11 protein-coding genes are annotated in these 15,917 nt (G+C 61.0%); 3 read left to right on the forward strand and 8 right to left on the reverse strand.

Features of this window, described 5'->3' with window-relative positions:
* Positions 1-8: 8 nt before the first annotated feature.
* Positions 9-1,664, forward strand: a complete 1,656-nt coding sequence (locus HSS18214_RS0105640) for a methyl-accepting chemotaxis protein (protein WP_016914330.1) — start codon at positions 9-11, stop codon at positions 1,662-1,664.
* 25 nt (positions 1,665-1,689) lie between these two features.
* A complete protein-coding gene (gene tal, locus HSS18214_RS0105645; RefSeq protein WP_026001753.1) occupies positions 1,690-2,628 on the forward strand; it encodes a transaldolase in 939 nt (312 codons plus the stop codon).
* Between the two features lie 72 nt (positions 2,629-2,700).
* Here tal and HSS18214_RS0105650 read toward each other — a convergent pair whose 3' ends face one another.
* From HSS18214_RS0105650 to HSS18214_RS0105685, 8 genes are all read right to left on the reverse strand, one after another.
* Positions 2,701-3,216 carry an STAS domain-containing protein gene (locus HSS18214_RS0105650; protein ID WP_016914332.1) on the reverse strand — a complete coding sequence of 172 codons (516 nt, stop codon included), beginning with the start codon at positions 3,214-3,216 and terminating at the stop codon, positions 2,701-2,703.
* Positions 3,206-4,399 carry a PP2C family protein-serine/threonine phosphatase gene (locus HSS18214_RS0105655; protein ID WP_016914333.1) on the reverse strand — a complete coding sequence of 398 codons (1,194 nt, stop codon included), beginning with the start codon at positions 4,397-4,399 and terminating at the stop codon, positions 3,206-3,208. The genes HSS18214_RS0105650 and HSS18214_RS0105655 overlap by 11 nt, the downstream gene beginning before the upstream one ends.
* Positions 4,400-4,407: 8 nt before the next feature.
* On the reverse strand, positions 4,408-5,238 hold the full coding sequence (locus tag HSS18214_RS0105660) for an MlaA family lipoprotein (RefSeq protein WP_016914334.1): 831 nt from the start codon (positions 5,236-5,238) through the stop codon (positions 4,408-4,410).
* A gap of 137 nt (positions 5,239-5,375) precedes the next feature.
* Positions 5,376-6,500, reverse strand: a complete 1,125-nt coding sequence (locus tag HSS18214_RS0105665; RefSeq protein WP_016914335.1) for a beta-ketoacyl-ACP synthase III — start codon at positions 6,498-6,500, stop codon at positions 5,376-5,378.
* An 11-nt stretch (positions 6,501-6,511) separates the two neighbouring features.
* Positions 6,512-10,543 carry an ATP-dependent RNA helicase HrpA gene (gene hrpA, locus HSS18214_RS0105670; protein WP_016914336.1) on the reverse strand — a complete coding sequence of 1,344 codons (4,032 nt, stop codon included), beginning with the start codon at positions 10,541-10,543 and terminating at the stop codon, positions 6,512-6,514.
* A gap of 94 nt (positions 10,544-10,637) precedes the next feature.
* Positions 10,638-12,308 carry an AMP-binding protein gene (locus HSS18214_RS0105675; protein ID WP_016914337.1) on the reverse strand — a complete coding sequence of 557 codons (1,671 nt, stop codon included), beginning with the start codon at positions 12,306-12,308 and terminating at the stop codon, positions 10,638-10,640.
* 195 nt (positions 12,309-12,503) lie between these two features.
* Positions 12,504-13,289, reverse strand: a complete 786-nt coding sequence (locus HSS18214_RS0105680) for a class II glutamine amidotransferase (RefSeq protein ID WP_016914338.1) — start codon at positions 13,287-13,289, stop codon at positions 12,504-12,506.
* A 28-nt stretch (positions 13,290-13,317) separates the two neighbouring features.
* Positions 13,318-13,743, reverse strand: a complete 426-nt coding sequence (locus HSS18214_RS0105685; protein WP_016914339.1) for a hypothetical protein — start codon at positions 13,741-13,743, stop codon at positions 13,318-13,320.
* Positions 13,744-13,805: 62 nt separating this feature from the next.
* Here HSS18214_RS0105685 and HSS18214_RS0105690 point away from each other — a divergent pair, with 62 nt between their 5' ends.
* Positions 13,806-15,908, forward strand: coding sequence for a S9 family peptidase (locus HSS18214_RS0105690; protein WP_040460852.1), 2,103 nt, complete (start codon positions 13,806-13,808; stop codon positions 15,906-15,908).
* Positions 15,909-15,917 lie beyond the last annotated feature (9 nt).

Below are 15,917 nucleotides of genomic sequence, written 5' to 3' on the forward strand. Positions count from 1 at the left end.
GGGCCACGATGATACTCAAAAAGCTGGAAAACATTTCGCTACGCAACCTGAGCCTGGCCGCGCTGCTATTGATGGCAGGCTGCCTGCTGATGTTCGCCGCACTGGCTTGGCATATCATGCAGCAGAGCCAGCGTGACCTGGCTTCGCTGGAGCAGGTCAATGTCCAGCAAGCCTCCTCGCTGAATCGGCTGCACATTGCCAGCCTGGAAGGTCTCAATCGCATGGACCGTGCTCTGGAGCGCCAATTGCGTCCGTCGCTCGGTGACCCCATCGCAGCGCTGGAAGCCGTCGAGTACGAGCTGAACGAGATGTCCCAGGCGCTGGAAAGTTTCCTTCAGGCCACTCAGGACAGCCCCTATTCAGCGTTGCGCGACGCCATCGATGAGCGCGCCCATCAACTGCTGGCCAGCATGGATGCCCAGCGCAACGCGATTACCTCCGGTGACCGCAGCGGCTATCGGCAAATCACTCTGGAAGCCATGGATCATAGCGAGGCCCTGGCAGGCCATGCCCGGGCGTTTTATCAGGTAGCCGACCAGCAAGGCGTCAGTCTGATGCAGGACGCCAAGCAGCGCGCAGGTATGGTGGCCGCTGGGCTGGCGCTGGGTATGGCGGTCTCCCTGGCCCTGATGGGCGCCTTGATCTGGCTGGGCCACTTCCAGTTGCTACAGCCCATCCGCCACTTGATCGGCCATTTTCGTCATATGGCCGAAGGAGACCTGAGTGCCGAGGTTCCGGCCCGTGGCAACAACGAAATCGGCCAGCTCTATGCGGCCCTGGGGGTCATGCAAAACTCCCTGATCGAGACCGTCAAGCAACTGCATGACAACAGCCAGCACGTGTTCCAGAGTGCTCAGCGGCTGGCACTGGGTAACGAGGACCTGGCCACGCGCACCCATCAGCAAACCACCTCACTGGACAACACGGCCACCAACGTACATACCCTGACCGATAGCGTGGCCCACACCGCCGAGCATGCCCTGAAGGCCAAGGAACTGACCGAACACGCCACGACACAAGCTCAGCAGAGCCACCACACCATGGAAGCCTTTCTGTCGACCATGGAAGAGATCGATGCCCACGCCAAGCAGGTCAACGACATCGTCAACGTCATCAATGGCATTTCGTTCCAGACGAACCTGCTGGCCCTCAACGCGTCGGTGGAAGCGGCCCGTGCAGGCGAACAGGGGCGCGGCTTTGCCGTGGTGGCCGCTGAAGTGCGTTCGCTGGCCACCCGCAGCGCAGAAGCTGCCACTCAGATTCGCGGCCTGCTGGCCTCTTCCAATACCAGTATCGAGCGCGGCAACCAGCTTTCCCGAGATGCCAACCAACAGGTCGAGGAGATGGTCGGCTCGATCTCTTCGACTCACCGCCTGATTACCGATATTGCCGAAGCCGCCCACCTGCAGCATCAGAACATCGAAGAGATCAACGAGACCCTGCAGGAGCAGACCCAGGTGACCCAGGCCAATGCGCGTCAGGTCGATGCCACCGCACAGGACGCCATGTCGCTGGAGTCGGCTGCCGAAGGGATGCGAGAGCAAGCGGCCCGATTCAAGATCAGCCAGCAACCCGAGACCATCGGCTATCAGTGGCGGGCAGCGGATTCTTCGCTATCATCACCGATCAAACATACTCAACGCGAGCCAGCCTTGTTAGAGTAACCATGACTCATACAAGGAGCACTGCATGGCCACTAGTCTATTAAGCCAATTGAAAGAGATGACCACCGTGGTGGCCGATACCGGGGATCTGGAGGCCATTCGTCGCTTCCAGCCCGAGGACGCCACCACCAACCCTTCGCTGATTCTTCAGGCGGCCCAACAGGAGGAGCGCCGTGCTCGTCTGGCCAGTATCGCCAAGGAGAGCACCGACCTGGACGACGCGGTCGATCGGGTGGCGGTGGATATCGGTAGCGAAATCAGCAAGCTGGTTCCCGGCTATGTGTCCACCGAGGTCAGCGCGCGTCTCTCTTTTGACAAGGAAGCGACCATCGCCAAGGCCCACTCGTTGATCGAGCGTTATGCCGAGTACGGCGTGGGTCCCGAGCGTATTCTGATCAAGATGGCTTCCACCTGGGAAGGCATTCAGGCCGCTCACCAGCTGGAGCGCGACGGGATTCGTACCAACCTGACCCTGCTGTTCGGCTTTGCCCAGGCTCAGGCCTGCGCCGATGCCGGCGTCACGCTGATCTCGCCTTTCGTGGGGCGGATTCTTGATTGGCACAAGGCGCGTCAGCCTGATGCCGACTTCAGCGGTGCACAGGACCCGGGCGTACAGTCGGTCAAAGGGATTTACGAGTACTACAAAGGCCACGGCTACCCCACCATCGTGATGGGTGCCAGCTTTCGTAACATCGGTGAAATTCAGGCGCTGGCAGGCTGTGACCGCCTGACCATCTCCCCTGCCCTGCTCAAGGAGCTGGACGAAATCGAGGCCGACCTGCCCCGCCAACTCAGCCCTTTAGGCGCCAGCAGCTCACCGCAAGAAGCCCTGACACAAGCCGATTTTCGCTGGGCAATGAACGAAGACGAGATGGCCACCGACAAGCTGGCCGAAGGGATTCGCAAGTTCATGGCTGACCAGCGCAAGCTGGAAGAACTGCTGAGCACGCTAAGAAAGGGCTAGGCTGCGATTTTCGCACGCCTGCTCTCCAGGCGTCTGTGAACAGCCCTCTGGCGCATCATGGGCCAGAGGGCTTTATTTTGCAGGAGCCCCCTGGGCTTCCAGCATCTCCACCAGCGGCTGAAACTGCTCGCGGTTATGCTCGTTCATGTGCATCAGGATACGATGTGCTTCCAGAATACGGCCGCGCAGCCCCTCTTCGTCAGCGGGCTCCTCGGGCAGATCTTCCAGTACCGTCTCCAGCGGTGCCGACTGCTGCAGCGGTGCCGACATCAGCGTAAAGAAGCGCGCAAAACCCATCACATCCAGCATCTGCCGGACATCCGGATTATCCGCGATGATGGTTGGGGGCTGTTCCAGATGACCTTTGACGACCATGGCCACCTTGGCGAGAAAACCCAGCGCCGTCGAGTCGACGTTCGTCGCCTCGCGCAGGTCAATCATCACCGCACGCAGGCCCGGCGTTTCCGCGAGACGTTGTGCCTGGGTATCGAGTGTGGCGCAGAGTGTGAGTCTTACATCACCACACAGCTTTAGAACAAAAACACCGGAGTCGAACGCCGCCTTGATGCGGCCTTCTTCAATCAGCATGACCAAATCCGCTCACCATCATGATTGTCAGGTCATCGGGTAAAGCATCGCGGTCCTGGTTCGCCTCATCGTCCTCGTCGCCCCCACTCAGGAGCGAGTTGGTGTTGGCTAGCCGGTCTCGCAGCTGCTCAAGCGTGACACTTTCGCTTACTAGTTGCTCAAGTTCCGTGAGCCGCGTGTCGAGCGTCTTACCCGGCAAGCATTCCAATACACCATCTGAACACAGCCACAACTGGAAGTTGGCTGGCAGCGGGCAGCTAAGCGAAGGATACTCCACATCAGGGAAAAGGCCTACCGGCATTCCTTCCCCCGCCAAACGCGTCAGGTTTCCATCCGCCACCAATAATGGCATGGGAAGCTGGGCGCCGAGCGAATAGTGCAGAGTCTTTTCCTCATGGTCAATAACAGCGACAAATAAAGTGGCGTGTTTGCCGATGTCGGTATCCTGAAGTTCACGGTTCAGGGCCGATAACCAGCGGGGCGGCAGCGCCTCAGGGTCCTGACCGTCCCACTCGTTCAGCCAGCGGTTACAGAGATATTTCAGCAGCACGGTCACGAAGGCCGAGGAGGCACCATGGCCGGACACATCGGCAAAATAGAACACGCTGAAGCGCTCGTTGTAGCGCTGGTAGTCGAGAAAATCGCCCGACAAATAGAGCGACGGCGCAAACCAGTAATCGTAATAGACGCCACTGATCACCTTGGGCCTTGGCGGCAGCAGACGGCGCTGAATATGTCCGCCACTCTGCTGGTCCATTCTCAGCAGGGCCAAATGGGTTTCCAGACTTTCGTTCAGCTCCGCCAGCCGTTGTCGGTCACGGTCACGCTCCTGAGCCAGTTGATGCAGCTCGATGGCCTTGCGAATCATCCTGCGCAGCAGTTCAGCATGCCTGAGCGGGTGGACGATGTAATCCACCAATCCAGCGTCGATTGCCTTGATCAAATCCGCATCCTGGCGGGTATCACTCACGACCAGTGCGGGCAGGCGATGGGCCAGTTGCAACCACTGCTGCCTGGGCACCGCTCTAGCATGGGCGACGATCAGCGCGGTGCCCACCGGCAGATGATCGATATTGTCTGCGGCAAACACCCACATCCCGTCACAGGTAATCGCCTCGGCCAGCGCATCACGCTCGCTACCGGGTTCATCGATTACCGCGATCAACTGCTTTGCGTGATCCATGTCTAGCCTCAGTCGGCGAAGTCGTCGTCACCAAAGTCGCTATCGTCGAACTCGAAATCGTCCATGGCAAAGGGATCGTCGCCCAGCTCACCATCGTTGATCTCGAACTGTCGACGCTGCAAGTAAGCATCGCGAATGAATCGGTAGCGATCCCCACGAATCAGTGACTCCTGATCCAGCAGGCCCGCCCGCAAGTGCACGATATCCAGCGCGGTCAGGCCAGCGCGCAGCTGGTGATCGTCCATGTAGGTGATGGGGTGCGCCGCGATATCCAGCGGGAACCCCGACGCATCTCGCAGGGTACGCGGCCCCAGCAGCGGCAGCACCAGATAACGTGAATCTTCCCAGCCCCAGACGGCCAGGGTCTGGCCGAAATCTTCACGCTCGGCGGTAATCTCCATATGCGTCGCATAATCCAACAGCCCCCCGATACCCACCGTGGAGTTGATCAGAAAGCGCGACGTGGCCAGCCCCGCATTGGCAGGCTTGCCTTGCAGCAAACTGTTAATGGCCGTGCGGATTTCTCCCAGGTTGGAGAAGAAATTACCTACGCCAGTCTGCACCGGCTGAGGGGTGACGGTTTTGTACCCCGTGGCCACAGGCTTCAGTGCGTAGCGATCGAGCACGTCATTGAAAGCGAACACTCGCCGATTGAAGCCTTCCCAAGGGTCTTCCGGATGCGCTGACTGCTCAACGGCACCCTCTTCGCGCTCGCCGTCGCGCTCCTGGGGAGACGTGCTGGCACATCCCCCCATGGCCAACGTGGCCAGCAACAGAACGGGGAGCCAGGGGCGCCACGTTCCGGGAGCCGTGTCTTGCGTGGCAAACAACCTCAGCATGGGGTTTCCTCTTTTCACATCATCAACGCATCTTCAAAGTGTACAACGCCAACGCTTCGCCGCTGACGTGGTTTTCACGACGTACTTATCACAAGTACTTATCACAAGTACTTATCCAAAGTACTTAGCCCAGGTACTTAGCCTTCTCGGCGAAGGATCACGCTACCCGCGCTGTACCCTGCACCAAACGAACAGATCACCCCAATATCGCCTTCCGCCAGGTTCTCGCGATGCAGGTGGAAAGCGATGATGGACCCCGCCGAGCTGGTATTGGCGTAGCGGTCCAGGATGATCGGCGCCTGCGGCACATCAGGCTCCTGGCCCAGCACCTTACGGGCAATCAGGTCGTTCATGTGGCGATTGGCCTGGTGTAACCACATCCGCGAAAGGTCCTCACCGCTCAATTCCAGGGAGGCCAGGTGCTCGGTGATCAGCCTGGCCACCAGCGGGCAGACTTCCTTGAACACTCGCCGTCCCTCTTGCACGAACAGCTTGTCCAGGGCCAGCGGGTCGCTGTCGGTGACTCGATTGAGAAAACCGGCATTGTTACGAATGGCGTTGGAAAACTGAGTGACCAGGCGTGTCCCTAGAATCGCATAACGCTCACTGGCCACGGCCACCTCACTGCTTTCCAGTACCATAGCAGTACAAGCATCGCCGAAAATAAAGTGGCTGTCACGGTCTGTGAAATTCAGGTGTGCCGAGCAGATCTCGGGATTGACGATCAGCGCACGTTTCACCCGCCCTGCCGCAATCGCATTGGCCGCGGTCTCCAGCGCAAACGTGGCGGAGCTGCACGCCACGTTCATGTCAAAGCCGTAGCCCGACGTGCCCAGCGCTTGCTGCACTTCCACGGCCACGGCCGGGTAGGCGCGCTCCAGGTTCGAGCAGGCCACGATGACCAGCTCAATATCCGCCGCCGATACCCTGGCTGCCGCCAATGCCTGACGCGCAGCTTCGGTCGCCATCTCACACTGAATCGACGGCTCGTCGTTGTCACGTTGTGGCAGTTTAGGCCGCATTCGCTCAGGGTCAAGAATCCCGGCGGCATCGAGCACGTAACGACTCTTGATACCCGAGGCCTTCTCGATGAACTCGGTACTCGAATAGGCCAGCGCTGCCCGCTCACCCTGGGCAATGGCCTCGGCATGGCGCGCGTTCTCGCGATCTACCCATGCATTGAAGGCAGCGACCAGCGCTGCATTATCGACCGAGTGTTCCGGCGTATAGAGTCCTGTTCCGGTAATCACTGCCTGTGTCATGCCAATCTCCTTCATTGAATGCCTTGCCCGCGGGTGATCTCTTCCCAACGCTTTTCCAGGCGTTTTGCCGATACCGGCATGTGCGTGCCCAACTGCTGCGCAAACAGCGACACTCTCAATTCCTGTATCCACCAACCGAACGCCACCAGCGTCGGGTCTTCGGCCGCGCCACGGCGCTCGCTCTTGCGCCGTGCGTCAAAGCGCGCTTCGAGGACTTGGACATCCTGCATCAGCATTTGGTCCCTGCCTCGCTCCCGGGCGGCCTTTTCCAAGCGAATCAGCGCAGCTTCCATGTAGCGTGGATACTCCGTGAGCCACTCGTCCGCATCACGAATGAAGCCTGGGTAAACCAGCCGCTGCATCTGCGCACTGACATCGCTATAGACCAGCGCCAGTGCAAAATTAAGTTTCCCTTTCAGAATCTTGCTGACGGCAAGATGGCCTTTCAGTGCCTCTTCGACACGCCCCAGAACGGTCTCGGCATGGGCCACCAGTTGAGGCTGCGTCTTTGTCAGTCGCTCGGCCAGCTCACCGGCAGAACGCGGTAGCGGATGCTGTGCCACGACCTGTGTAAACACCGCCAGCAGCAAATCCTCGACCAGGGCCTGCTTGCTGCCTACCTTCGCGAACAGCAGCGCGCACTTCTCGACCCCCGATAGCCGTTTGATGGCTTTAACCTGCTCAGGCAGTTTGGCAATGGCTAACCGGGCTACCCCTTCCTGATGCGCAAACTGCGCCTTGGCGGGATGATCGAACAGGCTGACCTTGAAGTGCCCGCCCTCAGCGACCAAGGCCGGGTAGGCTTCCACGCGAATGCCCGCCTGGGTGGTGACACGAGATTCAGGCAGCGGCGATGCGGGCAGCTCTTCCAGCGTGGGTGCCTGGCTGGCCTGCTCGGCCAGCGCCTGGGCGCCGGCACTGGCGGCTTCCTCGAAGCGCCGCTCAAGGGCACGTACATCACGCCCTTGCCCCAGGGTCTTGCCACCATGATCGACCACCCGCACATTCATGCGCAGGTGGGGCGGCAGCAGGTCGAGGCGCCAGTCGTCGGGGCGAACCCGCGTGCCGGTACGCCGCCGGATGAACTCGCCAAGCGCTTCGGTCAAGGGGCGCTCGTCCGGCACCAGCGTTTCCAGGGCGGCATCGACCCAATCGGGGATGGGCACCACCTGGCGGCGCAGGCTTTTGGGCAGCGACTTGAGCAGCGCAATACACTTCTCGCGCAGCAGGCCGGGCACCAGCCAGTCGAGGGCATGGGCAGGCAGCTGCGGCAGCATCGCCGCGGGCACGGTAAGGGTGACGCCATCGTCCTCGGCATCCGGGTCGAAGTGATAGCTCACCGGATAGGCCACGCCCGCCAGGGTGAGGTGATCCGGGTACTGCGCCTGGGTCACGTCATGGGCATCACGAGCCTTGAGCGCCTCAAGATCGAACTTCAGAAGCTCGGGCTGTTGCTGCTCGGCCTGCTTGCGCCAGTGTTCGAAGCCCTTGCCATTGACGATGTCCGCCGGGATGCGCTCGTCGTAGAAGGCGAACAGGCTCTCTTCGTCCACCAGTATATCGCGCCGTCGGGCACGATCTTCCAGCGCTTCGACCTCTTCGATCAACGCCCGATTATAGGCAAAGAACGCGCCTCGCGTCTGGAATTCGCCTTCGACCAGCGCACGACGAATAAACAGCTCCCGCGACTCCTGGGGTGCAATGGGGCCATAGTGCACCCGGCGCCGCGCAACGATAGGCAGGCCAAACAGGGTCACCTGCTCGAACGCCACCACCTGGGCGCGCTTCATTTCCCAGTGGGGCTCGCTGTAGCTGCTTTTGACCAGATGCTGCGCCTGCGGCTCGATCCACTGGGGGTCGATTTTGGCCACGGTACGGGCAAACAGCTTGGTGGTTTCGATCAGCTCGAAGGCCATGACCCACTTGGGGCTCTTCCTGGCCAACCCGGAGCTGGGATGGATCATGAATTTGCGGTTGCGAGCGCCCAGGTATTCGCGGTTCTCCAACAGCGTTCCCAAATTGGACAACAAACCCGACAGCAGCGCCTGATGCAGCTTGCCAGAGGTTTTACGCCGCGCCTGCCTGGCCTGCTCTTCGCTTTCGTCTTCATCGCGAGGCAGCGGTGGCGGCACCTCGATATCCATGTCACGCAGCAGCTGACGCAGTTGGCGGAACGTATCGTGCCACTCGCGCATGCGCAGATAGTTGATGTAGTGCTCACGGCACCAGCGGCGCAGCTGATTGCCCGAGAGCGCCTCGCGAGCATTCTCGATGCCATGCCATAGGTTGAGCAAAGCGACGAAGTCGGAATCCGGGTCGTGCCAGCGCTGATGCGCCTGGTCGGCCGCCTGGCGCTTGTCGGCAGGCCGCTCTCGCGGGTCCTGAATGGCCAGCGCCGAGACCACCACCAGCACGTCGCGCAGGCTGCCCCGTTCGGCCCCCGCCAGCACCATGCGCGCCAGTCTTGGGTCGATGGGCAGTTTGGCCAGCTTACGGCCCAGCGGGCTTAACTGGTGCTTGTCGTCCACCGCACCCAGCTCGAACAGCAGCCGGAAACCATCCTTGATGAAGCGGCCGTCCGGCGGGTCGACAAACGGAAAGTCTTCGATGTGCCCCAGCTTCAGCGCCAGCATGGACAGAATCACCGACGCCAGGTTGGTGCGCTGAATTTCGGGGTCGGTAAACGCCGGGCGAGCCAGAAAGTCGTCTTCATCATACAGCCGAATGCACACCCCTTCGGCCACCCGGCCACAGCGCCCCTTGCGCTGGTTGGCGCTGGCCTGGCTGATGGGCTCGATGGGCAGCCGCTGGATCTTGGCACGGTAGCTGTAGCGACTGATACGCACCAGGCCCGGGTCGATGACATAGCGAATTCCCGGTACGGTCAGCGAGGTTTCCGCCACGTTGGTGGCCAGCACGATACGTCGCCCGCGATGGGGGGCGAACACGCGATTTTGCTCTTCGTTGGACAGCCGCGCATAGAGCGGCAAAATGTCGGTGCCTTTCAGGTCGGCACGGCGCAGCGTATCGGCGGTTTCCCGAATGTCACGCTCACCGGGCAGAAACACCAGCACGTCCCGGGGGCCGTGGAGCCAGCCTTTCTGGCGCTCGATGGCCTCGATCTCCTGCACGGCATGAAGAATACCCTCTTGCAGCGTGCGGTCTTCCTCGTCCTCTTCGCTGCGCACCAGCGGGCGATAAAGGACATCCACCGGGTAGGTACGGCCCGAGACTTCGACCACCGGAGCCGACGCGTCAGGCGTGCCGAAGTGGGCCGCAAAGCGCTCGACGTCGATGGTGGCGGAGGTGATGATCACCTTCAGGTCCGGGCGTTTAGGCAGCAAACGCTTCAGGTAGCCCAGCAGAAAATCGATATTGAGGCTGCGCTCGTGGGCTTCATCGATGATCAGGGTGTCGTAGCGCAACAGCAGCGGGTCGTGCTGGGTTTCGGCCAGCAGAATCCCGTCGGTCATCAGTTTGACCAGCGTCGTGGGCGTACTCTGGTCATTGAACCGTACCTGATAGCCCACCTGCTCACCCAGTGCCACCTCCAGCTCATCGGCAAGCCTGGCTGCCACGCTGCGCGCCGCCAGCCTGCGCGGCTGGGTGTGGCCAATCAGGCCCTGGCGTCCGCGCCCCAGCTCCAGACACATCTTGGGCAGCTGAGTGGTTTTACCCGAGCCGGTTTCACCGGCCACGACAACCACCTGGTGCTCCCGAATGGCCGCCAGAATGTCCTCGCGACGCTCGACGACGGGCAGCTCACCGGGGTAGTTCAAGGCAACACGCAAGGCTTCCCGCTGGGCCAGCAGCTGCGTGGCCTTTGCCATATCGCGGCGCAGCTCGTTGACACCACGGTCGATCGGCTTGTTGTCACCCTGCCGTCGCTTCAAGCCCGACACACGCCGGGCCAGGCGCTCACGGTCGCGTAGCATGACATCACCCAGCGATGCGTCGAGTACCGCCAGCGAAGCAGCAGGATCTTGTGGGGATTCAGTGCGAGAAGAGTGCGTGTCGGTGGTCACGTTAGGCTCGGTTTCCATCTCAGAATAAAACGTCGGCCCACTCATGGAGTGGGCCGACCATTGTACCGCTTTCAATCACGTGACGCCTAACGCCAGCCAATATGGCCGTGTATCAGGCCTTGTTGGCTTCCTGGTCGCGCAGCTGGCGGCGCAACACTTTACCCACATTGGTCTTGGGCAGCTCATCGCGGAACTCGACGTACTTGGGTACTTTGTAGGCGGTCAGCTCCTTTTTGCACCAGGCGCGCAGCGTCTCGGCATCCAGCTGGCTGTTTTGCGACACGACGAAGAGCTTGATAGCTTCGCCGGCGTTTTCATCGGCCACCCCGACGGCAGCCACTTCCAGCACGTCAGGATGCGCGGCCACGACGTCTTCCACTTCGTTGGGGTAGACGTTGAAACCGGACACCAGAATCATGTCCTTCTTGCGATCGACGATCTTGATATAGCCATCATCTTGAAGAACGGCGATATCACCGGTGTGGAACCAGCCCTGCTCATCGATGGAGTTACGCGTTTCGTCTTCACGCTGCCAGTAGCCTTTCATGACCTGAGGCCCTTGCACGCACAGCTCCCCTGGCTCGCCAAACGGCACGTCGTTGCCCTCGCTGTCCACCACCTTCACCGCCGTACCTGCCACGGGTTTGCCGATGGTGCCCAGTTGAATGGCGTCGCTGGGGTTGAAGCTGACGATGGGGGACGTTTCCGTCAGCCCGTAGCCTTCGGCAATCGGGCAGCCGGTGGTCTCTTCCCAGCGCTGGGCGGCTGCCTTGGTCAAGGCCATGCCGCCGGAAATGGTCAGCTTGAGTTTCGAGAAGTCGAGCTGGCGGAAATCATCACGGTTGCACAGGGCATTGAACAGCGTGTTCAAACCAATGAAACCGGTGAACGGCAGCCCTTTCAACTCCTTGACGAAGGCTGGCAAATCACGCGGATTGGTAATCAGCAGCGAGTGGTTGCCGGTTTCCATCAGGAACAGGCAGTTAACGGTAAACGTGTAGATGTGGTACACCGGCAGCGGCGCAATGACCAGCTCCTCACCGTCGGTCAGATGCTCCCCAATGGCCGAGCGAGCCTGCAGCATGTTGGCCACCAGGTTGCGGTGCGTCAGCATTGCCCCTTTGGGCATGCCGGTGGTGCCACCGGTGTACTGCAGCGCGGCCAGATCTTCCTGGGTGCGGTCTACCGGCCGATGGGTGAGCGAAGCGCCCTTCTTCAGCGCATCGCGAAAACCAACTGCGCTGGGCAGCGAGTAGGCGGGCACCATTTTCTTGACGTGCTTGACCACGGCATTGATCAGCCAGCGCTTGGGCACGTCGTGCAAATCCCCCAGCTGGGTGACCAGCACGTGCTTGATGTCGGTCTTGTCCAGCACCTTCTCGAGCTTGTCGGCCATGTTGGCCAGAATCAGGATGGCCTTGGCGTTTGAGTCCTTGAACTGATGAGCCATTTCACGCTCGGTGTAGAGCGGGTTGGTATTCACCACCACCAGACCAGCACGCAGTGCGCCGAAGACGGCCACCGGGAACTGCAGTACGTTGGGGAGCTGGATGGCGATCCGATCCCCCGGCTCCAGATCAGTTTCATGCTGCAGCCAGGCGGCGAAATCCGCTGATAAGCGGTCCAGGTCGGCAAAGCTGAGCGTCTTGCCCATGCAGGTAAAGGCTGGCTTCTGGGCGAAGCGCTTCACTGCCGAATGGAATACATCGGTGACCGAGTCGTACTGCTCCAACCCTTCAAGCGCTGGGCCGCGTAAAATGGGGGTGCTGGCGTGTTCGCTCATGGGGAATCTCCGCTATCCGTGTCGATGCTGTACCGACCTTGTTATTGTGGCGAGGCTATCAAGTAGTTCATGAACGCCAACCATATACGACGTCCGGCAGACTGTAAAACGAACGATTGAAACTTGCGTTTCAACTTTAGCTTAAAGCCCTTCGACCCTCACCACCGTTCTGGTCATGCCATTTCTTTAGCATAGTCAGGATTTTGGGCCATAACGCGCACGGATTTCTCCCCCACGCCATACCAGCAGTTCACCCGGCGCCATACGCTGCCAGGCTTCATTGTGGGTCAGAGGCGCGGTGGCCACCACCGAAACGATATCGTTGGGCGTGGTGTGCTCGACGAAATTGACCGTCATCTCGGCATCCGAGAGTTCCGCCTGCCCAAACGGTGCCCGTCGAGTGATGTGCGCCAGTTTGGTAGAACAGTAGCAATAGAGATAGACACCGTCCGAGAGCAGCAGGTTGAACACCCCCAGCCCGCGCAGCTGTTCACACAGCGCGTGCAGGGTTTCCCAGAGCACGTCAGGTGACTCAGGGGGCGTGGGGAAGCGCTGGCGCAGCTCGCCCATCAGCCAGCAAAAAGCATGCTCACTGTCGGTACTGCCCACGGGGGTGTAGAGCCCCAGCGGAAGCTGCTGCCAGTCACTCAGTTGCCCGTTATGGGCGTAGCACCAGGGCCGCCCCCACATCTCACGGGTAAAAGGGTGCGTATTGGCCAGCCGAACGCCCCCCACGTTGGCCTGGCGGATATGGCTGATGACCACATGGGACTTGATCGGGTAGTCGCATATCAGCCGCGCGATGGGCGAATCCACTGAGGGATGAGGGTCGCGAAACTCTCGATAGCCGCCCTCTTCATAGAACGCAATGCCCCAGCCATCGCGGTGGGGCCCCGTACCGCCGCCTCGGTGCAGAAACCCCGAAAAGCTGAAGCAGATATCCGTGGGTACATTGGCGCTCATACCCATCAACTCACACATGACAACGCCTCCCTGGCCGCTTGGGAGCTCAACGAATCACCGGCTCACGGCGGCGAACAGGCTGTGGCTCTTCGGCGCGCTGACGCCGCGCTGGGGCTTCTTCGACCGGCATCGGACGGCGCCACCACCACAATACGATGCCTACGCAAGCGCCCAGCGCCATGCCCAGCAATGCCCACAGCAAACCGCCGCGTAAACCGCTCACGCCATGTTCGAAAAAGCCCATCGCCGCTACCATGGCCGAGGGCGCCCAGCCCGTATAGAACTCGCCCTCTTCCACCAGCGGCAAGCGGTAATTGGCCGGCATCCACATGATGCCCGCCACGGCCCAGGTGATGGCCAATCGGGGCAGACGCGGTAACCAGGCCAGCGCAAAGTAAATGGCCATCATGACCAGCAGCGAGAGCCCGTAATAACTTAGCCACAGCAGTGACATTGAGTCAGCAAACAGCATAATACCCCTCATGTGGGTGGAAGCACCCGACGTTGATTTCCCGTTATGGTACCTGTCAATTTATGAAAGCACAGCCTGGTATGTACGAAGGCTCGCCCGTAGCACGCTATTATCGCGCCGATGACCCTGAATGGCACTGGTTGGAATCCCGTGACGCACCAGACGTTCAACCTTTTTTAGCCGACGCCAATCAGCAGCATGCCGACTGGTTTCGCCCCTTGACGCCGCTAGCCGACGCCCTCTACCACTCCCACTTGGCACGGCGCGAGCTGGCGGTCAAGAGTCTGGCCACGGAACTCGACCACTTTACCTGCTGGAGCGAGACAGGCGCCGACGACGACTACCCCTGCTGGTGGCGCCATCCCAACGGCCAGCCCCAGCGTAGCGAATGCTTTCTGGATGTGCGCGAGCGCGCGGCGAAGCAGCCGTTCTACGATATGGGGGACATGGCCCTCTCCCCCGACGAACAGTGGCTGGCCTGGACCGAAGACACCCAAGGGGATGAGCGCTACACCCTCTGGCTGAAAGCGTTGCCCAGCGGCACTCCCCGCCAGTTGCTCGAAGACATCGGGCCGTCGGTGTGCTGGGCAGAGGACCAAACCGCCCAAGGCGCGACGCTGCTGTTTACCCGCTTTGACGACACCCAACGCCCCGATAGCCTGTGGCGACTGTGGGTAGGGCTCAATAGCGACGCCCAGGTAGACACCGACGCTCAGGCTAGCGCACCGACACTGATCCTGCGTGAAGACGACCCGGAGTTCTGGCTGGGCGTTGGCAAGACCCGCTCGCGTCAATGGCTGATCATCGAGAGCGGCTCGAAAGATACCACGGAGGTCCACGCCCTGCCCGCCCACCAACCCGCCGCGAGCCCAGTATGCCTGCATGGGCGCACGAATGGCGTGGAGGTCAGCATCGACCATCGGCCGGGGGCTTTCTACCGGCTACACAATCAGGCAGGGCCACACTTTGCCCTGGATACGCGTGCCGACACACTGGAAGATACGGGCTGGCAAAGCCTGCTGCCCCCGCGGGAGGACGCCACGCTGGAAGGAGTCGATGCGTTCGCCTGGGGGCTGATCGTGGCCGAACGCAGTCATCAGGAAGCTCAGGTGCGGTTGAGGCAACTGAGCCTGGCCGAAGACGGCCATACGCTTATCGAAGATCACTACCTGGCGCTACCCGACACGCCTGTCTCGCAGCTTCTGGAGGACATGCCCCACTTCGATGCCCGCACGCTCCACCTGCGGGAAGAGTCTTTTACCCACCCGCCCCGCTGGTTTGCGCTGAACCTGGACAGCGGTGAGCGCACGCTACTCAAGCAAGTGCCGGTATACGGCAGCCTCTCCCCAGAGCAGCTGGTCAGCCGCCGGATCTGGGCCACCAGCCACGACGGTGAACAGGTGCCCGTTTCCGTGGTCATGCGTGCCGATCTGGTCGGGCAGCCTCTGCCGACGCTGCTATATGGCTACGGTGCCTATGGCGAAGCGCTCGACCCCTGGTTTTCGATTGCCAGGCTGGAGCTCCTGGAGCGTGGCGTAGCCTTTGCCGTGGCTCACGTGCGCGGCGGCGGCGAGCGCGGCGAACCGTGGTACCTGGCAGGCAAGATGGCCAACAAGGAAAACAGCTTTCATGATTTCCTGGCTGCCCGCGAGGCGCTGGTGTCCGAGCAGGTCAGCCAGCCTGAACGGATCGTCGCCTGTGGTGCCAGCGCGGGCGGGCTGCTGGTGGGTACCTGCCTGAACCGGGCACCAGAGGCGTTCTGCGCTGCCGTGCTCGACGTGCCGTTTTTGGATGTACTGCGCACCATGCAGAATCCCGAGCTGCCGTTGACCACCGCCGAGTACACCGAATGGGGCAACCCGGAGATCAACGAGGTTCGCGAGCGGATCGCCGCTTACTCTCCCGTGGATAATATTCGCCCTCAGCGTTACCCGGCGCTATGGATCGAAGGCAGCTGGTTCGATACCCGAGTCAGCTATTGGGAGCCCGCCAAGTTCTATGCTCGCGTGACCCAGGCTCAGCAGGGAAGCGCCCCGATTCTGCTGCACACCGACATGACCAGCGGCCACGGCGGCGCCTCCGGCAGATTCAAGGCCTGGCGCGACGCGGCACGCCAGGATGCCTTCATTCTGTGGGCGTTGGGTCTCGTGACAAGGCCTGAATAAAATGAGCCA

It is taken from the genome of Vreelandella stevensii S18214 (genome assembly GCF_000275725.1).
Lineage (GTDB): Bacteria > Pseudomonadota > Gammaproteobacteria > Pseudomonadales > Halomonadaceae > Vreelandella > Vreelandella stevensii.